The organism is Caballeronia sp. LZ003 (assembly GCF_031451465.1).
Lineage (GTDB): Bacteria > Pseudomonadota > Gammaproteobacteria > Burkholderiales > Burkholderiaceae > Caballeronia.
Genome location: NZ_JARUXJ010000001.1, coordinates 1899774 through 1920423, shown reverse-complemented (window position 1 = coordinate 1920423; position 20650 = coordinate 1899774). Strand labels below are relative to the sequence as shown.

General features: G+C 62.5%; 19 protein-coding genes and 5 tRNA genes. 17 read left to right on the top strand and 7 right to left on the bottom strand.

What is annotated here, in order from left to right; translation table 11 throughout:
• Nucleotides 1-219: 219 nt before the first annotated feature.
• Nucleotides 220-1170 carry a patatin-like phospholipase family protein gene (locus QCE79_RS08510; RefSeq protein WP_250492496.1) on the bottom strand — a complete coding sequence of 317 codons (951 nt, stop codon included), beginning with the start codon at nucleotides 1168-1170 and terminating at the stop codon, nucleotides 220-222.
• Between the two features lie 271 nt (nucleotides 1171-1441).
• On the opposite strand from QCE79_RS08510, the gene gltX reads away from it, so the two are divergent.
• From gltX to QCE79_RS08475, 7 genes are all read left to right on the top strand, one after another.
• Nucleotides 1442-2851: a glutamate--tRNA ligase gene (gene gltX, locus QCE79_RS08505; protein ID WP_250492495.1), complete on the top strand. Its 1410-nt coding sequence runs from the start codon at nucleotides 1442-1444 to the stop codon at nucleotides 2849-2851.
• 148 nt (nucleotides 2852-2999) lie between these two features.
• Nucleotides 3000-3075, top strand: a tRNA-Ala gene (locus tag QCE79_RS08500).
• 176 nt (nucleotides 3076-3251) lie between these two features.
• Nucleotides 3252-3327: transfer RNA gene (locus tag QCE79_RS08495), tRNA-Glu, on the top strand.
• 47 nt (nucleotides 3328-3374) lie between these two features.
• Nucleotides 3375-3451 (top strand) — tRNA-Asp (locus tag QCE79_RS08490).
• An 86-nt stretch (nucleotides 3452-3537) separates the two neighbouring features.
• Nucleotides 3538-3613 (top strand) — tRNA-Glu (locus tag QCE79_RS08485).
• A gap of 46 nt (nucleotides 3614-3659) precedes the next feature.
• Nucleotides 3660-3736: transfer RNA gene (locus tag QCE79_RS08480), tRNA-Asp, on the top strand.
• Nucleotides 3737-3885: 149 nt separating this feature from the next.
• Complete coding sequence (locus tag QCE79_RS08475) at nucleotides 3886-4368, top strand: GNAT family N-acetyltransferase (RefSeq protein WP_244825416.1); 483 nt, start codon at nucleotides 3886-3888, stop codon at nucleotides 4366-4368.
• On the opposite strand, the gene QCE79_RS08470 is transcribed toward QCE79_RS08475, so the two are convergent.
• Nucleotides 4365-5207, bottom strand: a complete 843-nt coding sequence (locus QCE79_RS08470; protein ID WP_309843358.1) for a helix-turn-helix transcriptional regulator — start codon at nucleotides 5205-5207, stop codon at nucleotides 4365-4367. The genes QCE79_RS08475 and QCE79_RS08470 overlap by 4 nt on opposite strands.
• A gap of 103 nt (nucleotides 5208-5310) precedes the next feature.
• Between QCE79_RS08470 and QCE79_RS08465 the strand changes: the two genes are divergently transcribed.
• The gene (locus tag QCE79_RS08465; RefSeq protein WP_309843356.1) at nucleotides 5311-5715 is read left to right on the top strand and encodes a gamma-glutamylcyclotransferase family protein; all 405 of its coding nucleotides are present in this window, start codon (nucleotides 5311-5313) and stop codon (nucleotides 5713-5715) included.
• A gap of 72 nt (nucleotides 5716-5787) precedes the next feature.
• Here the strand turns inward: QCE79_RS08465 and QCE79_RS08460 are convergent, their stop codons facing one another.
• On the bottom strand, nucleotides 5788-6036 hold the full coding sequence (locus tag QCE79_RS08460) for a hypothetical protein (RefSeq protein ID WP_250465054.1): 249 nt from the start codon (nucleotides 6034-6036) through the stop codon (nucleotides 5788-5790).
• A gap of 296 nt (nucleotides 6037-6332) precedes the next feature.
• A complete protein-coding gene (locus tag QCE79_RS08455) occupies nucleotides 6333-6920 on the bottom strand; it encodes a YdcF family protein (protein ID WP_250492491.1) in 588 nt (195 codons plus the stop codon).
• A gap of 408 nt (nucleotides 6921-7328) precedes the next feature.
• Between QCE79_RS08455 and QCE79_RS08450 the strand changes: the two genes are divergently transcribed.
• Complete coding sequence (locus QCE79_RS08450; RefSeq protein WP_244825411.1) at nucleotides 7329-7640, top strand: hypothetical protein; 312 nt, start codon at nucleotides 7329-7331, stop codon at nucleotides 7638-7640.
• A gap of 182 nt (nucleotides 7641-7822) precedes the next feature.
• Here QCE79_RS08450 and QCE79_RS08445 read toward each other — a convergent pair whose 3' ends face one another.
• Both QCE79_RS08445 and QCE79_RS08440 read right to left on the bottom strand, forming a co-directional pair.
• Nucleotides 7823-8077: a hypothetical protein gene (locus tag QCE79_RS08445; protein WP_250465050.1), complete on the bottom strand. Its 255-nt coding sequence runs from the start codon at nucleotides 8075-8077 to the stop codon at nucleotides 7823-7825.
• 308 nt (nucleotides 8078-8385) lie between these two features.
• On the bottom strand, nucleotides 8386-8787 hold the full coding sequence (locus QCE79_RS08440; RefSeq protein WP_050454634.1) for a transposase: 402 nt from the start codon (nucleotides 8785-8787) through the stop codon (nucleotides 8386-8388).
• Between the two features lie 397 nt (nucleotides 8788-9184).
• Between QCE79_RS08440 and QCE79_RS08435 the strand changes: the two genes are divergently transcribed.
• The 4 genes from QCE79_RS08435 to rluB all read left to right on the top strand — a co-directional run bounded on the left by QCE79_RS08435 (nucleotide 9185) and on the right by rluB (nucleotide 14794).
• Nucleotides 9185-10102: a LysR substrate-binding domain-containing protein gene (locus QCE79_RS08435; protein WP_309843345.1), complete on the top strand. Its 918-nt coding sequence runs from the start codon at nucleotides 9185-9187 to the stop codon at nucleotides 10100-10102.
• Nucleotides 10103-10168: 66 nt separating this feature from the next.
• A complete protein-coding gene (locus QCE79_RS08430) occupies nucleotides 10169-11407 on the top strand; it encodes a pyridoxal phosphate-dependent aminotransferase (protein ID WP_244825409.1) in 1239 nt (412 codons plus the stop codon).
• A gap of 372 nt (nucleotides 11408-11779) precedes the next feature.
• Nucleotides 11780-12763, top strand: a complete 984-nt coding sequence (scpB, locus tag QCE79_RS08425; protein ID WP_309843343.1) for an SMC-Scp complex subunit ScpB — start codon at nucleotides 11780-11782, stop codon at nucleotides 12761-12763.
• Between the two features lie 129 nt (nucleotides 12764-12892).
• Nucleotides 12893-14794: a 23S rRNA pseudouridine(2605) synthase RluB gene (gene rluB, locus QCE79_RS08420; protein ID WP_309843341.1), complete on the top strand. Its 1902-nt coding sequence runs from the start codon at nucleotides 12893-12895 to the stop codon at nucleotides 14792-14794.
• Nucleotides 14795-14811: 17 nt separating this feature from the next.
• Here rluB and QCE79_RS08415 read toward each other — a convergent pair whose 3' ends face one another.
• The gene (locus QCE79_RS08415) at nucleotides 14812-15039 is read right to left on the bottom strand and encodes a hypothetical protein (RefSeq protein WP_250492486.1); all 228 of its coding nucleotides are present in this window, start codon (nucleotides 15037-15039) and stop codon (nucleotides 14812-14814) included.
• Nucleotides 15040-15150: 111 nt separating this feature from the next.
• Between QCE79_RS08415 and rimP the strand changes: the two genes are divergently transcribed.
• The 4 genes from rimP to rbfA all read left to right on the top strand — a co-directional run bounded on the left by rimP (nucleotide 15151) and on the right by rbfA (nucleotide 20650).
• A complete protein-coding gene (rimP, locus tag QCE79_RS08410; protein ID WP_309845257.1) occupies nucleotides 15151-15609 on the top strand; it encodes a ribosome maturation factor RimP in 459 nt (152 codons plus the stop codon).
• Nucleotides 15606-17081: a transcription termination factor NusA gene (nusA, locus tag QCE79_RS08405; RefSeq protein WP_244825405.1), complete on the top strand. Its 1476-nt coding sequence runs from the start codon at nucleotides 15606-15608 to the stop codon at nucleotides 17079-17081. The genes rimP and nusA overlap by 4 nt, the downstream gene beginning before the upstream one ends.
• 93 nt (nucleotides 17082-17174) lie before the next feature.
• The gene (gene infB / locus QCE79_RS08400; RefSeq protein ID WP_244825404.1) at nucleotides 17175-20165 is read left to right on the top strand and encodes a translation initiation factor IF-2; all 2991 of its coding nucleotides are present in this window, start codon (nucleotides 17175-17177) and stop codon (nucleotides 20163-20165) included.
• Nucleotides 20166-20272: 107 nt separating this feature from the next.
• Nucleotides 20273-20650 (top strand): 30S ribosome-binding factor RbfA, encoded by a 378-nt coding sequence (rbfA, locus tag QCE79_RS08395; RefSeq protein ID WP_244825403.1) that lies wholly within the window; start codon nucleotides 20273-20275, stop codon nucleotides 20648-20650.

Below are 20650 nucleotides of genomic sequence, written 5' to 3'. Positions count from 1 at the left end.
GAGGCCACGGCTCGGCGGGCGTGGCCTCTTTTGCTTGGGGTTTGCCGCGCATTCGAGCACCCAAGTCGCCGTGACATCGTTGGGCGACAGTGCGTCGCTCGATCGATTCTTCGCGTTGGGTTTCAACCGCTCGCCGCGCACCCGAGCACAGGAATCGCCGTGGTATCCGAGCGCCGGCGCGCTCATGCCCCGCGCTGCATTACGCAAGCAGAAGACTTCTCAAACGCGCACGCCGCGTTCGACGAGCTGCCGCTGCAACGCTGGCCACATCTTCGCGACCGCTTCCTCGCCCGCCAAAATCGATGCGTTGCGCTGGCTGAAGTCGCTGCTGCTCATGGCATTGAGATTCGGCCGGATGACCGCGTCCGCGTACTTGTCGAGTTCATAAGCCTTGATGGTCTGTCCCATGATCGTGAAGGTCTGCATGAGCACGTCGAACGAGCTTTGCGTGAGGCCGCTTTCGGGACGCGCCGAAATATCCACAGCGATCACGAAGTCCGCGCCCATCTTGTGTGCGAATGCGGCGGGGACGGGACTCACCAGCCCGCCATCGACATATTCGTGGTCGCCGATCTTCACCGGCTCGAAGATCGACGGCACGCTGCAGGACGCGCGTACCGCGATGCCCGTGTTGCCGCGCTGAAAGAGGATCGGCTGACCATTCCGAAGGTCGGTCGCGACGATGCCAAGCGGCTTCGCCATCTTCTCGATCGGACGATTGTCGAGCGTCTTGTTGAGGTAGTTCTGCAGCGCCACGCCTTGCAAGATGCCGCGCGTGCGAAAAGGCATGGCCCAGTCGCTGATCGAGGCTTCGTCCATGGTGAGCGCGAGCTTGTTGATGGCGATGCCGTTCATGCCCGACGCATACAGTGCCGCGATGACCGAGCCCGCGCTCGTGCCCGCCACGAGATCGACCGGCACGTTGCGCGCTTCGAGCGCCTTGATCACGCCGATATGCGCGAAGCCGCGCGCCGCGCCGCCACCGAGCGCAAGCCCGATGCGAACGGGCGCTTGCCGCTGGATATCCGTTTTGGGCGGCGGCGTGCTCGTGGTCGTGGTCGACGTGGCGTTGCCGCCCGTGGCGGTCGTGCACGCGGTCACGACGGATGACAGCGCCGCGAGCGAAAACGCGCGGCGCGAAAGCGAAAGACGGGATGACGATGGCTTCAAGTTGAACTCCGGGCGCGGCTTGCTGCTTTGAACGTGCCTTGGCCGGTATCGGCAAAAAGGCGCGGACATCATAAAACAAAGGCGCACGGACCGGCACAAAGCAGGCCGCGAGTATAATTCCGGTTCACTTTGACGAAGCGCCGGCCGCGTGATCCAGCCGCACGAACGCTTCCGAATCAGCCGTCATTGGACACTTCTCGTCTGCTTTGAGGCGCGTAGAGCGCGCATCGGCTTCGAGCGAGACAGACGCCATCCATCGAGTAAAACCGCAATGACCACCCAAGTCCGTACCCGCTTCGCACCGAGCCCGACCGGTTTCATCCATCTCGGCAACATCCGCTCCGCGCTCTATCCCTGGGCGTTCGCGCGCAAGATGAAGGGCACCTTCGTGCTGCGCATCGAGGACACCGATGTCGAGCGCTCCACCGAAGCCTCGGTCGATGCGATTCTCGAAGGCATGGCCTGGCTCGGCCTCGATTTCGACGAAGGTCCGTTCTATCAGATGCAGCGCATGGAGCGTTATCGCGAAGTGGTCGCGCAGATGCTGGAGAAGGGGCTCGCGTATCACTGCTATATGTCGACCGAGGAGCTCGATGCCCTGCGCGAGCGTCAGCGCGCTGCGGGCGAAAAGCCGCGTTACGACGGCACGTGGCGTCCCGAGCCGGGCAAGGAGTTGCCGCCGGTTCCCGAAGGCGTGGAGCCGGTGGTGCGCTTTCGCAATCCGCTGACGGGCGTGGTCGCGTGGGACGACGCCGTGAAGGGCACGGTCGAGATCTCGAACGAAGAACTCGACGATCTCGTCATCGCGCGTCCCGACGGTACGCCGACCTACAACTTCTGCGTGGTCGTCGACGACCTCGACATGCAGATCACGCACGTCATTCGCGGCGACGATCACGTGAACAACACGCCGCGTCAGATCAACATCCTGCGCGCGCTCGGCGGTGAAGTGCCGGTTTACGCGCATTTGCCGACGGTGCTGAACGAGCAGGGCGAGAAGATGAGCAAGCGTCATGGCGCCATGGCCGTGACCGGTTATCGCGACAACGGGTATCTGCCCGAGGCGGTCGTGAACTATCTCGCACGCCTCGGCTGGTCGCATGGCGATGCGGAAATCTTCTCGCGCGAACAGTTCGTCGAATGGTTCGACCTAGAGCATCTGGGCAAGTCGCCGGCGCAATACGACCACGACAAGCTCAACTGGCTCAACGCGCATTACATCAAGGAAGCGGACAACGGTCGCCTCGCGGAACTCACGCGGCCGTTCTTGCGCGAGGCGGGTATCGAAGCGAGCGCGATCGAGAACGGCGCGCCGCTGGAGCTGGCAATCGGGCTTTTGAAGGACCGCGCATCGACGGTGAAGGAAATCGCCGATAACGCCGTGATGTTCTATCGCGAGCCCACGATCGATCCCGAAGCGCGCAAGCAGCACGTCACCGATGCAGTGCGGCCGGCCATCGCCGATTTGCGCGCGGCGCTCGCCGAAGCGGAGTGGAGCAAGGAAGCGATCGCCGCGGCCGTGAAGGCTACGCTTGCCGCGCACAAGCTCAAGATGCCGCAACTCGCGATGCCGGTTCGCTTGCTGGTTGCAGGCACGACGCACACGCCGTCCCTCGACGCCGTACTCGCGCTCTTCGGCCGCGAAGCCGTTTTGCGTCGGCTGGAACTGGCCGCAAGCTGACTGAAGACGCAAGGCCGCGCGCGATGAATGCCAGCGATGCATGCATTGCGCGCAAATGCATGAAGAGAGGTAAAAAATTTCGCTACGAGCGTCAAAGGGTATTTACAACTTCAAAAATGGCCTATAGAATCTCGTTTCTGTTCTGCAAGGGGGTATAGCTCAGCTGGGAGAGCGCTTGCATGGCATGCAAGAGGTCAGCGGTTCGATCCCGCTTACCTCCACCAAGAATGGTTTTGCAGGGCAGGTGGTATTGTTTGTATGGTTTCCAGCGTTTCGGAAGTCGCAAAAAATACTTCACAAGTAACATCAGGTTGTATAGAATTTCGGTCTTCGCTGCTTGCGGCAAGTTGTTAAGCCCAGAGCGAATGATTAAGTAGCAAAGACAGATACACAAGTTTCTGTCCCCTTCGTCTAGAGGCCTAGGACATCACCCTTTCACGGTGAGTACAGGGGTTCGAATCCCCTAGGGGACGCCAGCACATCGGCGGCTGCTAGTAAGAAGCGCTGCCTGGAAGTAAGCGCTGGAGCGGTAGTTCAGTTGGTTAGAATACCGGCCTGTCACGCCGGGGGTCGCGGGTTCGAGTCCCGTCCGCTCCGCCAACGCATTGCAAGCAGGAAGACTCCGGCTGATAAGCCGGATTTTTTTTCGCTGCGCTGTGTCGATAGTTTAGTTTTAGTAGGTTGAAGTCCCCTTCGTCTAGAGGCCTAGGACATCACCCTTTCACGGTGAGTACAGGGGTTCGAATCCCCTAGGGGACGCCAGAACATCGGCGGCTGCTGTAAAAGCGCTGCAATCGGTGAACGAGTTGGAGCGGTAGTTCAGTTGGTTAGAATACCGGCCTGTCACGCCGGGGGTCGCGGGTTCGAGTCCCGTCCGCTCCGCCAGCTAGTTGAGAAAATCCAGCCTTCGGGCTGGATTTTTTTTGGGCTCGTTTTTTCGCTTGCGTCAGGTCCCGCGCACCGAATCCTGCGCAAACATCGATTTGTCGATTGCCAGCAGGCGCGCACTGTCATAGTGTTTAGGGCACCTCCTCGTGCCCGTCCCGCGTGCGATGCTCGACCCGACCGAAGACCTCTCTCTGTTCCAGTTGCGCCAGGCGTCGATGGCGGATTTCGCTTTCGCCGAAGCGCTCACGCACGACAACATGGTCGGCTACTATCGTCGTCACAATCTCGTGTGGCGGGGCGACCTGTTTCTGTCGAGCTGGCGCGAGTCGGAGAACTTCATCCTGCAGGCGGACGGCGTGCCTATTGGTGTCATGCGCGTGACGGAGGAAGACGACTCGCTGCATATTCGTGACGTGCAGATCGCGCAGGGCTTTCGCGGACGCGGCGCAGGCACCTTCCTGCTGAACACGGCGCATCGCTGGGCGCGTGCGCGAGGGCTCGCCGAGTGCCAGTTGCGCGTATTCGTCGACAACCCCGCCGCGCGCCTGTACGTGCGTCTGGGCTATCGTCCGGCGGGACCGCGACTCGCCTTGCTCGGTTCGATCCGGCACATGGTGCGCCGCGTTTAGGCGTCGTCCATCGGGCGTTCGTCGTGGCCCGTTCCCGCATCACGCGAAAAAAACGCGCGAGGACTTTGCCCGAAAGCGCGGCGAAACATCGCCGAAAACGCGCTCTGACTTTGATAACCCAATTCCCGTGCGACTTGCGCTAGCGGTCGTCCCTGGCTCAGAAGCGGAATGGCGCGTGCGAGCACGGCCTGCTGGCGCCATTGCGAAAAGCTCACGCCGAGCTCGCGCCTGAAGAGCCGCGCGATGGTGCGCGTGCTCGCCCCGGCTTCCGACGACCATCGTTCGAGATCCGAATGCGACGGGTCGCTCAGCACGGCGTCGCAGAGCGCGCGCAGGCGCTTGTCATTGGGCATCGGCACGGAAAGCGGAAGTGGCTGCGAGCGGATGATTTCATCGAGCGCAAGCGTGCCGAGCAGCCGCTCACGCTGGCGGGAAATCGCGTCTTCGTCGAGTGCGGCGATCACCTCGCGCAGCAGCGGCGACACTTCCACCACGCGGCACGCGCCGAGGCCAGGCGGCACGACGCTGGCGTCGACGTAAAGGGTGCGTAGATACGCGTCCTCGACGATCACGACTTCATGCGTCACGTTCGGCGGCACCCAGATCGCACGGGAAGGCGGCACCATCCACGTCGAATCGGCGGTTGCCACGCGCAGCACGCCGCGTGACGTGTACGCAACCTGCGCCCACGGATGTGTATGCAGCGCGATTCGCACGCCATACGGCACGGGCCGCGAGCGCACGCGGATCGGATGATCGCGGGTCGGCGAATGTTCGACCGGAATGTCGAGGTGCTCGACATTCTCGCTGGATGGATTCGTGTCGACGAACGTAGTCATGGATCGCCTTTCGGGCGGAAGCTTGGACGGCCCGCCGGCAGCGCATTTTCGCGGGGCATAATGCGCGGATCGTTCAACGCCACGAATGGAGCGGCATTCTCCGATGCAATACGTCTTTGTGTACGGCACCCTGCGCGCGGGCGAAGCCAATGATATCAATCGCGCCACAGAGCGCCATGATCTGGCGACACCGGAGTATCTGGGCGCGGCGCACGTGCGCGGTCATCTTTTCGATTTCGGCGCTTATCCCGGACTAGTGCTCGATGGCGATACCGGTGCGCCGATTCGTGGCGATATCTATCGAATCGAAGAATCGCTTGTGCCTGTGCTCGATGAAATCGAAGAGGTGTATCCCGGTGTGGAAGGACTGTTTCGCTCGCACCGGATGCATGTCGAAGTGGAACTGGATGGCACGAGAACGCGCATCGATTGCCTGATGTACCCCGTCTCGGCGCAATCAGTTGCAGGACTACCGAAGATATCAAGCGGCGATTGGCTCGTTCGCTGATTACGCTGCGCCCGAGGTGCTCACGCACCAGAGCGCAGCGCGACAGAACTAGCCGTGCGGCCGGAAGCGAACTTACTGGCTCGAACCGGTCGTCGACTTGCCGTGCGACTTCTTGTGATGACTACCCGACTTATGCATGGGCTGCGAATGCATGCCTTGCATACTGTCTTGCTGCGACGATTGCAGAGCTTGTGCGCGCGATTCGACGTCCGCGATCTTCGCGGGATCGGTGCTCATCGTCACGCCTTGCTCGCTTTGAGCATAGGCCACCGATGCAATCGCGCTCAACGACAACAGAACAGCCACGGACACTTTCTTCATTTTTAACCTCCTGGTGACAGTTGAATCCGGGAATCGCCTGTCCGATCCGGGTATTGCCGCATAGTTCGGAGCAAAATCCAGTCCCGCATCGCACTGAGGTGCTTCGCTACCCGAACGTCTTCGGCAATGCGCTTCGGACCGTACCCATCGTAGACCCCGATTCGGGCAACGACGTGTCGAACCACGATTCCTGGCCGGCCCTCGAAAAGCCGGTGCGCGATCTTACAGGTGCGGCTCGTTGCTAGCTAGTCCTGACTAAACCTCGCGCAATCGATTCACGCATTCGGCCAGCGCCTTTAATAAAGACGCAGCCAGCGATACACCTCGAAGCGCGCCATGCCCACGAGTTCGTGCGCCGCAAGCTCGCTGTTCTCGAAGCTGCGGAAGCGGGGCAGAAGTGTGACGGAGTTATGTCGCACATCTGAAACGTAGGCCTGCGGACGATAACCGAATGCGTCGAACGCGGCCAGCGAGCGTCGCATGTGGTACGCCGACGTAATGACGATCAAATCGCTGTCATGTGCATCACCCAGAATGGCGGCGACATTACGCGCGTTCTGATAAGTGTTGAGGCTTTGATTTTCGCGGATTAGATCGCCGGGCGCGACGCCCTGCGCAAGCACGTAAGGCGCGTAATTGTCCGCTTCGGCCTGACCGTGGTTTTGCGGGTCGCCGCCGCTCAGGATCAATCGACACGACGCACCGGACGCACGGCACTCCCGGTACAACTTCGCCGCCGCCGCAATGCGCGGGATCGAATCCGCTTTCGGGATGAGCCCCGTGCCTTCCCTGTCCGTTCCGCCGCCCATCAGAACGATGTCGGTCTTGGGTGCGAAGTCCGGCGTGATCGTCTGATCAAAGCCCTGTTGCGCCAGATTGAGCAAAGGCCCGGCGAACCATCCGCTACCGCACGCCCACGCCAAAATGACGGTGAGAACGGCAATCTGGACGCGGCGGCGTCGCCAAAGCGCAAATAATGCAAAAAAAAGCAGCAATAAAGTAAATAGAACCAATTTGATTGGGGTAACGTATTGGTTTGAGGACAATTCGTTCCGTCATCGCGGACTTCGGGAACGCATCGGCGGGTGTCGCAGTAAAGCGCGTGATTAGCGCGCTCTCAACGGGGGCTTGTAATAGAAAGCAGCACCTAACGCAAGCGGCGGCCAAACATTCGCCAGCAAGCTGATCATGCTTGGCAACGCGAAATTCGGCGCGCCGCGTTTAGTCGACGTCGCGGACCGTCTTGCGACCGTCACGAGCGTCGTCATGGCTGCACAGGAAGACAGAACGAGATGACCACGTATTCTAACGAAGCCGTACTCGAAGCACTTCGCCGAGCGCAGTATCGTCAGGTTCCCTGGGCAAAACGTCCCAAAGGTTTCGACCTTCTGCGCGCCCTCGGGCTGCTCGAACTCACGAGACAGCGCACCGTTGCGCCAGCGCCGGGCTTTCATGCACCCGTGGATATCGCTGTTGTAACCGAGCGCGGGAAAAACGAATTCAACCGGCTTTGCCGCGACGAACGTTCGATCGACTGGGACTTGAGACGCAGCGAACCTTATTCGTTCGGCGGCCAGGAAGTCGTAGTCGAGGCGAGAGCCTGAACGGCGAGTGCTTGGAGCTGAGACTGATCGGCTGACGAGCCGAGGGATCGTCGTCGTCAGTCTTGTCCGCCGGGCATCTTCTCGGGCGTCCGGTCTTTCCGTGGCTTCACACCGGCGCGGACGAAAAAAATCCCGTTTCGCACGGCAATGGTCCAGCACTTTGTTACGCAAACGCGCGTCCGTCAATGATGCCGTCCCTGGCTCTCCCTTTCGGAATCGGGACGCGCGCGCACATTGCTCGCGATATCGCCGCGCAGATCGCCACGCGGAGCGGGCGGCGTCACATCGCGCGTCCGGGCAATATCCTGCGGTGCACTCATGGCCGCTCTCGTATTCAGATGCAAATCCGACCCCGGCGGCGGCCGGGCTTGCCCAGATGCCGCTGCGCTCGTCAGCGCGCCGAGCGCACCGCAAGCGAGCAGTATCGATACCTTCATGGCGAGTCCCCTCAAACCCGAACAGGGCCTGTTAGTCCACTCACCAAACTATGCTTTGCGCAGCCAACACGCTGTAAGCAATGGTAAAGAGTTGTTTCTCCGCCGTTTGAACTGAGCCTCGCCAGTTTTTTTGGCGAGCCATACTATGACCGGCGAGAAAGGCCGGCACGCAAAGAAGGGCGTGCGCGGCAAACATTGGCGGAAGGTGATGCCTCGCGGGCCGAACGCCCGCGTGCAGGGAATGAAGCGAAACTGAGCCGAAACAGGGAATGTATGGAAATCAGCCTGCTTCGAGCGGAACAGATAGATCAGGCCATCTTGGCCGGGGCGCGCCACGATTCCGGGTTGGTCCAGAATGCACCGCGCAGGCGATCGCGGCTCGGCGGCGCGGGCGGCTTGGCTGCGCTCGAACCAATGCGTCCGCGCAGCGAGACTTCGCGGCCATTGCTCGACAAACGCTTCACGATTTCGGCAAGCGTGCCGTCCGCCTGCCATTCGTCGAAACGGCGGCGGCAAGTAGGGGGCGAAGGATAACGCCCGGGCAGCTTCGACCAGCCTTCACCCGTCGAGAGCACCCACAGCACGGCGTTGACCACCGAACGCGCTTCGACGCGCGGACGGCCGCGCCGCTCACTACGCGCCGGCTCGGAACAGAACAAAGCCTCAACCAGCGCCCACTCGTTATCTCTCAAATCGTCGAACAGCACCATATCTCACCTCAGCGAAGCTAACCCCGGTGCGCTGCCCCGCGCCGCGCACTCTGGTCGGAATCCGATGAACGAATTACCAGGAGAGAGTCGGAACGGTGCGGCAGACGATTGTTTCTGAATGCCACGTCGCCCGACCTCTGTGCGCAATGAAATGCGAGAACCGTGCCATGCGCGTCGCAAAATCCGGGAAACCCGCATGGCAGTAGGCTGACGCAACGCCAGCATGGCCCGTATCAGACCCGAAACGAGCCGGATAAGAAATCGGGACAATCACCAATCCTGTGCAGAGAGCCCATCCAGCGTGCGTTTTCGCAATTATGCTGCACCGCAGCGAAACTACGTTCGGAGGAATTGTCGTGGTTGCCGCCGCTATAATCCGTATGAAACGGGCTTATTGATGAATGGCGGGAATGAACGGATCGCTGAACGTGACGCTGCGCCAGTTATCGAGGTGTCGCGGTTGCGTAGTTTCAGCCGCGCAGGCGATGAAATCGGCCTGACGCAGTCGGCGGTCAGCCGATGCGTGCGCGAGCTAGAAGGGGAAATCGGGCTGAAGCTCATCGACCGGACGACACGCGAAGTGCAGTTGACGGATGTTGGCGTCAATCTTGTCGGCACGGTGTCCCGCCTGATTGCCGACCTCGACTCCGCGCTCCACGAAGTGCGCGAATTGGGGCAACAAAAGCGCGGCCGGGTGATCGTTGCGGCGAGCCCGACAGTCGCGTGCCGGCTGATGCCGCGCGTGATTGCGTCGTGTCTGCGAGAATTTCCGCTCGTCACATTGATTCTGCGAGACGATGTCCAATCCGACGTGCTCCGCCAGGTCAAGTCGGGCGAAGCGGATTTCGGCGTCGTGATCGGGCCTTTGGCCGACGACGCCCTTCACGGCCAGCCCGTGATGACCGATTCGTTTTGTCTTGTCGCACGCCGCGATCACCCGCTCGCGCACGAGTCTGCGGCGCCATGGGAAGCGCTCGCGGGAGAGCGGCTCGTGATGCTCGATCAGGCTTCGGGAAGCCGGCCAATCATCGATGCCGTCATGCAGCGGCACGGCGTTCAGGCGCAGGTGGTGCAGGAGCTCGGCCATCCGGCGACGGTGTTCGGACTGGTCGAGGCGGGTGTCGGCGTGAGCGTGTTGCCCTGGCTCGCGCTGCCTTTGCCCGCGAATTCCTCGCTGATCGCGCTGCCGCTGGAACCGCGCGCCGAGCGCACCGTGGAACTCGTACGACGGCGCGACCGCTCGCTGTCTCCGGCGGCGGAGTCGGTCTGGTCGCTGATCGCCGCGCTGCCTCCGCGCGCCGAGCAACTGACCTGACGGGCCGTTTGTCTCGAAAATGTGCCGGGAGCGTTAGACTGCGTTCTTTATTCGACGAGGCGTGCAATGAGTGAATCGGAAGGCGCGGTGAGCGCAGAACTGAGCGAATTGACGGGCGCGCGCGAAAGCGGTGCGCCTCATGCGCCCAACGCACGCGATGCCGTGCGGGCGTTGCGTCCGTCGCAAATTCGCGAAGTGGCGAATGCCGGCTTCGGCGTGCCGGACGTGCTGCCGTTCTGGTTCGGCGAATCGGATCGCGTGACGCCGCCGTTCATTCGCGATGCCGCGAGTCGCGCACTCGCCGATGGCGCAACGTTCTACACCCATAACCTCGGCGTCGCATCTTTGCGCGAGGCGCTTGCGCGCTACGTCACGGCCTTGCATGGCGATACGTCGGCCGCGCACGTCGCGGTGACGAGCGCCGGCGTGAACGCGCTGATGCTGGCGGCGCAACTCGTCGTCGGCGCGGGCGATCGCGTGGTCGCGGTGACGCCGTTGTGGCCGAATCTCGTCGAGATTCCGAAGATTCTCGGCGCGAGCGTCGAAACGGTTTCGCTCGGTTACGGCGAAAACGGCTGGACGCTCGATCTCGACCGGCTGCTCGCCGCGCTCACGCCGTCGACGCGCATGCTGATGATCAACTCGCCGAACAACCCGACCGGCTGGACGATGACGCGCGATCAGCAGCGCACCGTTCTCGAGCATTGCCGCCGCCACGGCATCTGGATCGTCGCGGATGAAGTCTACGAGCGCCTGTATTACGGCGGAAACGGCAAGGTTGCGCCGTCGTTCCTCGACCTCGCATCGCGCGATGAACGCGTGATCGCCGTGAATTCGTTTTCGAAGGCCTGGCTCATGACGGGCTGGCGGCTCGGCTGGATCGTCGCGCCCGAGCGTCTCATGGACGACCTCGGCAAGCTCGTGGAATACAACACGTCGTGTGCGCCGTCGTTCGTGCAGCAGGCGGGCATCGTCGCAGTCGAGGAGGGCGAGCGTTTCACGCAATCGCTCGTCGCGGACCTGCACGCGAGTCGCGATCATCTGGTCAAGGCGCTGCAGACCATCGACGGCGTCGACGTGCGCGCGCCGGACGGTGCGATGTACCTGTTCTTCTCGCTGCCCGGCGCGTCGCGCAGTCTCGAGCTTTGCAAGTCGCTGGTGCGCGACGCCGGTCTCGGGCTTGCGCCCGGCAGCGCGTTTGGTGAAGAGGGCGAAGGCTTCGTGCGCTGGTGCTACGCGTGCGATCCCGCGCGGCTCGACAAGGGCGTCGAGCGTTTGCGCGTCTTTCTTTCGACGCGCGTCTGAGGTCGAGGATCTCGGCGGCGCGCGAAGTAAGGAGCGCGCCGATTGCGTGTTCGCCCGTATTCATCTTTACGCACCGGTTCTTTTTGCGTAATATGGCGCTCAGTCATGCGCTTTCATCCAGGAAAGCGCCACCTCGTCCGGCTGGATGGCCCGGCGCTTCGCTCGATCGAACGCCCGATATCGCCTCTCCCCGGTGCGTGCTCCCAGTCAATATGACCGACCAAAATCGGGCGAGCGCGTCTTGAAACTCAGCGTCCAGCTTTATCGTCCGCACCGTTTCGGTGGCGTTCGAACCTGCGCAAGTCCGGTTTGAATCGAATCATTGGCCGTTCATTGACCACTCATTGACCATTTAGGGTTGACCCAAGCTGCATGAATACTCAAGAGGCGAAGATCGTCCTCGAGACTGCATTGATTTGCGCGCAGGAACCGCTGCGACTGAGTGAATTGCGCAAGCTGTTCGCCGACGACGTATCGGCGGATACCCTTCGCACGCTGCTCGAAGGCCTTCAGGCCGACTGGTCGGGCCGCGGCGTCGAATTGGTCGCGCTCGCAACGGGCTGGCGCTTTCAAAGCAAGCCGGCGATGCGGACTTATCTCGACCGCTTGCATCCGGAAAAGCCGCCGAAGTATTCGCGCGCCGTGCTTGAAACGCTTGCGATCATTGCTTACCGGCAGCCAGTAACGCGTGGCGATATCGAAGAGATTCGCGGCGTGACCGTCAACACGCAAGTGGTAAAGCAGCTTGAGGATCGGAGCTGGATCGAAGTGATCGGCCATCGCGACGTGCCCGGCCGTCCGGCGCTCTACGCCACGACGAAGCAGTTTCTGGATGACCTCGGGCTGACCGCGCTCGATGAATTGCCCGCGCTGGATAATCCGTCGGCGCAACTGGAAGCGTCGTTGTTGTCGCAGCATTCGATCGACTTTCCAGATCGCGTTGCCGGCGATACACCGCCCACAGCCAGCATTGCGGATGAATCGACTGCCGCCGGGGAACATCCCGCAAGTGCGCCAGTCAACCCGAATGAAGTGTCCGAGTCCGTCATCGCGCTCACCGGGCCGGTGCAGCCCGCGGACGTAACCGCGGCACAGCCTGAAGCAACACCCGAAAGCGCCGACGCGAGTGACTCCCGCGATGCCGGTCCGGGCGCCCCAATTCACGCGCAGCCACTGAGAGCCGCGCCTGAACTGCACGCGCATCCCGACGGCACGCAAGCGCACGAAGTCGACGATTCAGCCGTTCCCGCTCCGCCCGATGGCGCGCAAGACGGCCATGAACGGGACACGCGTGCATTGAACGACTTCGCTTCGGATGACGACGACTCCGAAGAACCTACGGCGCGCCGCGCCTGACGCAATTTTGCATGGCCCCTGATCCGCTTCGGCTCGCCAAAATGATCATTTCGAGACGACCGGCCGAACCGATCAGCGGAAATTTTTGACGCGCCTCACGAGACGCGCGATTCGACATTTGAGGTTGTTTTGACACATTCCCACGACAGCGATTCGCCTGATTCCGCGCGCCCCGTGCACGCCGCGGACGCCCATGAACCGGCCGACGCCGGCGAACGCACGCGCAGCGACGAGAATGGCGAAGGCGACGATCGTCCGCGCCGCGGCCTGCGCCGCGGGCCACGTAGTCTGATCGCGCGGCGCCGCGCTGTCGCCAAGACCAAGGGCGCCGAAGGCGCGTCGGGTTCACCCGACACCGCGACCGAGGCAACGCCGGATGGCGTCGTCGCGGAACCGGTCGCAAAGCCGCGCAAGGAAGCGGGCAACCGCGCGCCGCGCGCCAACGCGGCAAAGGGCGGCCGCAGGAATCCGCGCCGTGAATTGGCGGAAGCCGGTGCAAGCGAACCGGTCGATGCAACCGAGGCGCCCGTCGCCGCCGATGCCGCGCCTCAAGCCGCGCCGCGCGAAGGCGGCCGGCGCAAGAATCCGCAGCAAGCGCGCGGCAAGCGTGCCGAGGCCGCACCGGCAACGGGCGAACGCGCCGCAGCCGCCAATGTCGACGACGTTTTCGCCTACGTCACGTCCCCCGCCTTCGACGCCGACAACGGCGTGAGCGGCGTGCGCGCGCCGATGCTCCGCCGTGGCCGCAACGCGCCCCAGCAAAAGCGCGTGCTCGAACCGGACGACGACGCGCCCAAGCTGCACAAGGTTCTTGCAGATGCCGGCATGGGTTCGCGGCGCGACATGGAAGAATTGATCATCGCGGGCCGTGTATCGGTGAACGGCGAGCCGGCGCATATCGGCCAGCGCATCATGCCGACCGATCAGGTGCGTATCAACGGCAAGCCGCTCAAGCGCAAGCTGGCGAGCAAACCGCCGCGCGTCTTGCTCTATCACAAGCCGACAGGCGAAATCGTCAGTCACGCCGACCCGGAAGGCCGCGCGTCCGTGTTCGACAAGCTGCCGTCGATGAAAACCGCCAAGTGGCTCGCGGTCGGCCGCCTCGACTTCAATACCGAAGGCTTGCTGCTGCTTACCACCTCGGGCGATCTGGCGAACCGCTTCATGCATCCGCGCTATAGCGTCGAGCGCGAATACGCGGTGCGCGTGGTCGGCCAGTTGTCGGAAGGGATGAAGCAGAAGCTTTTAAAGGGCGTCGAACTCGACGACGGTCCCGCGAACTTCCTGCGCATTCAAGATGGTGGCGGCGAAGGCACGAATCACTGGTATCACGTCGCGCTGGCCGAAGGCCGCAATCGCGAAGTGCGCCGCATGTTCGAAGCCGCGGGCTTGATGGTCAGCCGCCTGATCCGCACGCGTCACGGTCCGATCGCGTTGCCGCGCGGTCTCAAGCGTGGCCGCTGGGAAGAGCTCGAAGATAACCAGGTGCGCAGCCTGCTCGCGGCGGTGGGTCTCAAGCTGCCGACCGAAGAAAAGGGTGGCCGTAGTTCCGCACCGCGCGTGCAGCCCGATCCGATGCAGACGTCGATGGGCATCATCACGCGTGAGCCGGTGCTGATGTCGCACGCGCGCATCGCGCAGTCGCAAACACCGGGACGCAACGGCGGCGGTCGGCGCGGCGCGGCGGGCGGCATGTCGGGCGGCTTTGGCATGGGCGGCGCGGGTGCTGGTTTTGGCGGCGGCCCGGGCAACCGGAGCGGCAATGGCACAGGCCGACGCAACGGCGCCGAGGCTAACGGCAACCGCGCGGGCGGCGGCGAGGCTAACGGCAATCGCGCACCGGGCGGCCGTGGCGGTCCTCGCGGCGCGCGTCCTCAAAGTGGTGCGCCGGGCGCGGCGGGTCCGGCCAAGCGAGCCGCGAATGGCAACGGTCCGCGCGGCAATCGTCCGGGCGGCCAGCAAAACGCGGGACAAGGCAAGCCGGGCGGTCTGGCACGCGGCGGTCCGCGAAATCGGACGCGCGGGCGCTAGCCGTCATTGAATCCGCGTCATTGCGGGATTCGCAAGTAACGGTCGACAGGCTTCTTCATGGCGTCGACCGTTTTTTGCAAATGCAAGCCAAAAAGTCTGTCTTCCGGCACGAAACGAGCCTGAACGGGCCGTCTACGTTTGCGTTTATCCCGAAAAATGGCTAAAATCACAAAGTCGCTGGGCACGTAGTTTTTCTCTCTGCCCTGAGTGCGATCTCGGTTGAAGAAGATGGGCGTTGCGCCCATTTTTTTTTGGCTTTTCGGTTCGGCATCTCGGGGAAGAAGGGTGCGCGCCCGCTTATGGCGCATGCCCGCAGGTGTTGTCGGCGTGGAGCGCGCGAACACCTTGGAGTGACTGTGCAACTGACGGAACTGATTGAAACCACGGTCTCGGGCTTAGGCTACGAGCTTGTCGATCTCGAGCGTTCGGGAGGCGGCATGCTGCGTTTATATATCGACCATCCGGGCGGTATCGCCATCGAGGACTGCGAGAAAGTCACACGCCAGCTCCAGTATGTGCTCGAAGTCGAGAATATCGATTACGACCGGCTCGAAGTCTCGTCGCCGGGTCTCGACCGTCCGCTCAAGAAGCTGGCGGATTTCGAACGCTTCGCGGGGAGCGAAGTCGTCATCACATTGAAAAAGCCGTTGGACGGGCGCAAGTCGTACCGTGGCATTTTGCATGCCCCCGACGGCGACACGATCGGTTTGGAATTTGAAGGGAAGGACGGCGCCGCGATGCTCGATTTCACGCTCGCGGACCTCGACAAAGCACGTCTCGTCCCCAAAGTTGACTTTAGGAGCCGCAAACAATGAGTCGCGAAGTTTTGATGCTGGCGGATGCGCTGGCGCGCGAAAAGAACGTCAACAAGGACGTGGTGTATGCAGCCCTGGAGGCTGCGCTTGCATCGGCAACGAAAAAGCTGTTCGAGGAAGACGTCGACATTCGCGTGGCGATCGACCGTGAAAGCGGCGAGCACGAAACCTTCCGCCGCTGGCGCGTGGTGCCGGACGAGGCCGGCCTGCAAGAGCCGGATCAAGAAATTCTGCTGTTCGAAGCGAAGGAGCAACAGCCCGACGCGCAGGTGGACGACTTCATCGAAGAACCGATTCCGTCCATCGAATTCGGCCGTATCGGCGCCCAGGCAGCGAAGCAAGTCATCCTGCAGAAAGTGCGCGACGCCGAGCGCGAGCAAATCTTGAACGACTTCCTCGAGCGCGGCGAAAAGATCATGACCGGCTCGGTCAAGCGTTTGGACAAGGGAAATTTCATCGTCGAATCCGGTCGCGTGGAAGCGCTGCTGCGCCGTGACCAGTTGATCCCGAAGGAAAACTTGCGGGTGGGCGACCGTGTGCGCGCGTACATCGCCAAGGTCGACCGCACGGCGCGCGGCCCGCAAATCGAGCTTTCGCGCACTGCGCCAGAGTTTCTGATGAAACTGTTCGAGCTGGAAGTGCCGGAAATCGAGCAAGGCCTGCTGGAGATCAAGGCGGCCGCGCGCGATCCTGGCGTGCGTGCGAAAATCGGGGTGATCGCCTATGACAAGCGTATCGACCCGATCGGCACTTGCGTCGGCATCCGCGGTTCGCGCGTGCAGGCCGTACGCAACGAGCTTGGTGGCGAGAACGTGGACATCGTGCTATGGTCGGAAGACCCCGCCCAGTTCGTGATCGGCGCTCTCGCGCCGGCAGCCGTCCAGTCGATTGTCGTGGATGAAGAAAAGCATTCGATGGACGTCGTCGTAGACGAAAACGAACTCGCGGTTGCCATCGGCCGAAGCGGCCAGAACGTTCGACTCGCCAGCGAGCTCACCGGCTGGCAGATCAACATCATGACGCCGGACGAATCGGCGCTGAAGCAGAACGAAGAACGTGGCAAGTTGCGCGATCTGTTCATGGCGCGTCTGGATGTGGACGAGGAAGTCGCCGACATCCTGATCGACGAAGGCTTTACGAGCCTCGAAGAAATCGCGTACGTGCCGCTCAACGAAATGCTCGAGATCGAAGCCTTCGACGAAGACACGGTGCACGAACTGCGTAACCGTTCGCGCGACGCGTTGCTGACCATGGCGATCGCCAACGAAGAGAAGGTCGAAGGCGTCGCGCTCGATCTGAAGAGTCTCGAAGGAATGGACAACGAGCTTCTCGCGAAGCTCGCTGAACACCAGATCCAGACCCGCGACGAACTTGCGGAGCTGGCTGTGGATGAACTGGTCGAAATGACCGGTGTGGAAGAGGATGCCGCTAAGGCGTTGATCATGAAAGCACGTGAACACTGGTTCCAGTGAGAAATGACCATGGCGCACTGATATTTGGCGGCCGGTTTGGCCGCGTGACCCCGATCTAACCGCAAGGATATGTCCTTGCATCAAGAGGAATGAATGGCGAGTAACAACGTAGCCCAATTTGCCGCGGAACTCAAAATGCCTGCGGGCGTCCTGCTCGAGCAGTTGCAGGCGGCTGGCGTCCAGAAAGCAAGCGCGAACGACGACCTGTCCGAGACGGACAAGGCGCGTCTGCTCGATCATTTGCGCAAGTCGCACGGTTCCGCCGACGCCGACAAGCGCAAGATCACTTTGACCCGCCGGCATACGTCGGAGATCAAGCAATCTGACGCAACGGGTAAAGCTCGCACCATTCAGGTCGAGGTGCGCAAGAAGCGTGTATTCATGAAGCGCGACGAGGCCGGCGTGGAACAAGCCGCCGAGGCGCCCGCTCCGGTCGAGGAAGAAGTCGACGAAGCCGAATTGCAGCGCCGCGAGGAAGAAGCGCGTCGCGCCGCCGAGCAGCTCGAGCGCGAAGAGCGCGAGCTGAAGGAGCGTCAGGCTCAGCTCGAACGCGAGGAAAGCGAGCGTCGTCAGCGTGAGGAAGCGGCTGAAGCCGAGCGTCGTCGTCAGGAAGACGAAGCGGCGCGCCGTGCGGCTGCTGCCGCGCAGGCAGCGGAAATCTCGCGCGCGGCATCGGCTGCGCGTCAGGAAGCGCGCACGCCGCCGACGGTCGATGCAAAGGCTGAAGTGAAGCCCGAGCCGAAGGTCGACGACACCGCGCAACGCGAAGCCGCCGAAAAGGCTGCGGAAGAGAAGGCTGCCAGCGAGCGCGCCGCGCAACGCGAAGCCGCCAAGAAGGCGGAGGACGCCGCGCGCGCCGCTGCTGAAAAAACGCGTGTCGAACAGGAACAGATCGCGAAGCGTCGCGCGGCAGCGGAAGCCGAGGCACGCGCCATCCGCGAGATGATGAACACGCCGCGCAAGGCGCAGGTAAAGGCGCCGGAGCCGGCGCCCGTGGTCGCCAAGCCGGCCGAAGCAGCCAAGGCTGCGGAAGCGAAAGGCACGCTGCACAAGCCCGCGCGTCCGGAAGGCGCGACGGCGGCACGTCCTGCCGTGGCGAAGAAGCCGGCAGCGGGCGGCACGGCGGCACCCGCCACGACCGCACCCGCGGGCGACAAGAAGAAGGCCGGCGGCAAAGGCGGCTGGCAGGACGACGCGTCCAAGCGCCGTGGCATCAAGACGCGCGGCGACACGAGCGGCGGCGTAGATCGCGGCTGGCGCGGTGGCCCGAAAGGTCGCGGCAAGCATCAGGAACAGACCACGTTCCAGGCGCCGACCGAGCCGATCATCCGTGAAGTGCACGTGCCGGAAACCATCTCGGTGGCCGATCTCGCGCACAAGATGGCGGTGAAGGCGTCCGAAGTCATCAAGATCATGATGAAGCTCGGCCAGATGGTCACGATCAACCAAGTGCTGGATCAGGAAACGGCGATGATCATCGTCGAGGAACTGGGCCATCGCGCGGTCGCGGCGAAGCTGGACGATCCGGAAGCGCTGCTGGTCGAAGGCGAAACCACGGAAGAAACGGCAGAGCGTCTGCCGCGTCCGCCGGTCGTCACCGTCATGGGTCACGTCGACCACGGCAAGACCTCGCTCCTGGACTACATCCGTCGCGCCAAGGTGGCGGCGGGCGAAGCGGGCGGCATCACGCAGCATATCGGCGCATATCACGTCGAAACGCCGCGTGGCGTCATCACCTTCCTCGACACGCCGGGTCACGAGGCCTTCACGGCCATGCGTGCGCGCGGTGCGAAGGCAACCGACATCGTCATTCTGGTCGTCGCGGCCGACGACGGGGTGATGCCGCAAACGAAGGAAGCCATCGCCCACGCGAAGGCGGGTGGCGTGCCTATCGTCGTGGCGATCAACAAGATCGACAAGCCGGAAGCCAATTCCGACCGCGTGAAGCAGGAACTCGTCGCGGAAGGCGTGGTGCCGGAAGAGTACGGCGGCGATTCCCCGTTCATCGAAGTGTCGGCGAAAACCGGCAAGGGTATCGACGACCTTCTGGAAAACGTGTCGCTGCAGGCTGAAGTGCTGGAACTGAAGGCACCGATCGACGCACCGGCCAAGGGTCTCGTGATCGAAGCCAAGCTCGACAAGGGCAAGGGTCCGGTCGCAACCATCCTGGTGCAGTCGGGCACGTTGAATCGCGGCGACGTGGTTCTGGCGGGCAGCGCGTACGGTCGCGTTCGCGCCATGCTGGACGAAACCGGCAAGCCGACCAAGACGGCGGGTCCGTCGATCCCGGTGGAAATCCAGGGTCTGTCGGAAGTGCCGGCTGCGGGCGAAGAAGTCATCGTGCTGCCGGACGAGCGCAAGGCGCGCGAAATCGCGCTGTTCCGTCAAGGCAAGTTCCGCGACGTCAAGCTCGCCAAGCAACAGGCCGCGAAGCTCGAGAACATGCTGGAGCAAATGGGCGAAGGCGAAGTGCAGAATCTGCCGCTCATCGTCAAGGCCGACGTGCAGGGTTCGCAGGAAGCGCTGGTGCAATCGCTGCAAAAGCTTTCGACCAACGAAGTGCGCGTGCAAATCGTGCACAGCGCGGTCGGCGCGATCAGCGAGTCGGACGTCAATTTGGCGACGGCTTCGAAGGCGGTCATCATCGGCTTCAACACGCGTGCGGATGCGCAAGCCCGCAAGCTGGCGGAATCCAACGGCATCGACATTCGCTACTACAACATCATCTATGACGCTGTGGATGAAGTGAAGGCGGCAATGTCCGGCATGCTCTCGCCGGAGAAGCGCGAAACGGTTACGGGTATGGTCGAGGTGCGCCAGGTCATCCGCGTGCCGAAGATCGGCCTTATCGCAGGTTGTATGGTCACGGACGGCGTGGTCAAGCGTTCCTCTTCGGTGCGCGTGATTCGCAACAACGTCGTGATCCACACCGGCGAACTCGACTCGCTCAAGCGTTTCAAGGACGACGTCAAGGAAGTGCGTCAGGGCTTCGAGTGCGGTATCTCGATGAAGAACTTCAACGACATCGTCGAAGGCGACCAACTGGAAGTCTTCGAAGTGACCGAAGTGGCTCGTACGCTGTAAAGCGGTAACTTGCAGCGAGCCGCCAAGGCGAGAGGGCGGAGCGGGCCGCGCGGCTCGCTCCGCCCTTTTTCTTTTGTGCGGCGCGCGACGAATATACGGAAAACATCATGGCTAAAAAACGTACTTCCCCGAATCGCAACGTGCAGATCGCCGATCAGATTCAGCGCGATCTCTCCGAGCTGATGCGCGAGGTGAAAGATCCGCGCATCGGCATGGTGACGATGCAGAGCGTCGAACTCACGCCCGATTACGCGCACGCGAAGGTCTATTTCACGACGCTCACCGGCGACCCGAAGGAAACCGAGGAAGCGTTGAACCACGCGGCCGGGCATCTTCATAACCAATTGTTCAAGCGCCTGCACATTCATACGGTGCCGACGCTGCACTTTCACTACGACCAGACGATCGAGAAAGCCGTGGAGATGTCGCGTCTGATCGACGAAGCGAACGCCTCGCGCGCCAAAGACGACGAAGAAGGCGCCTGA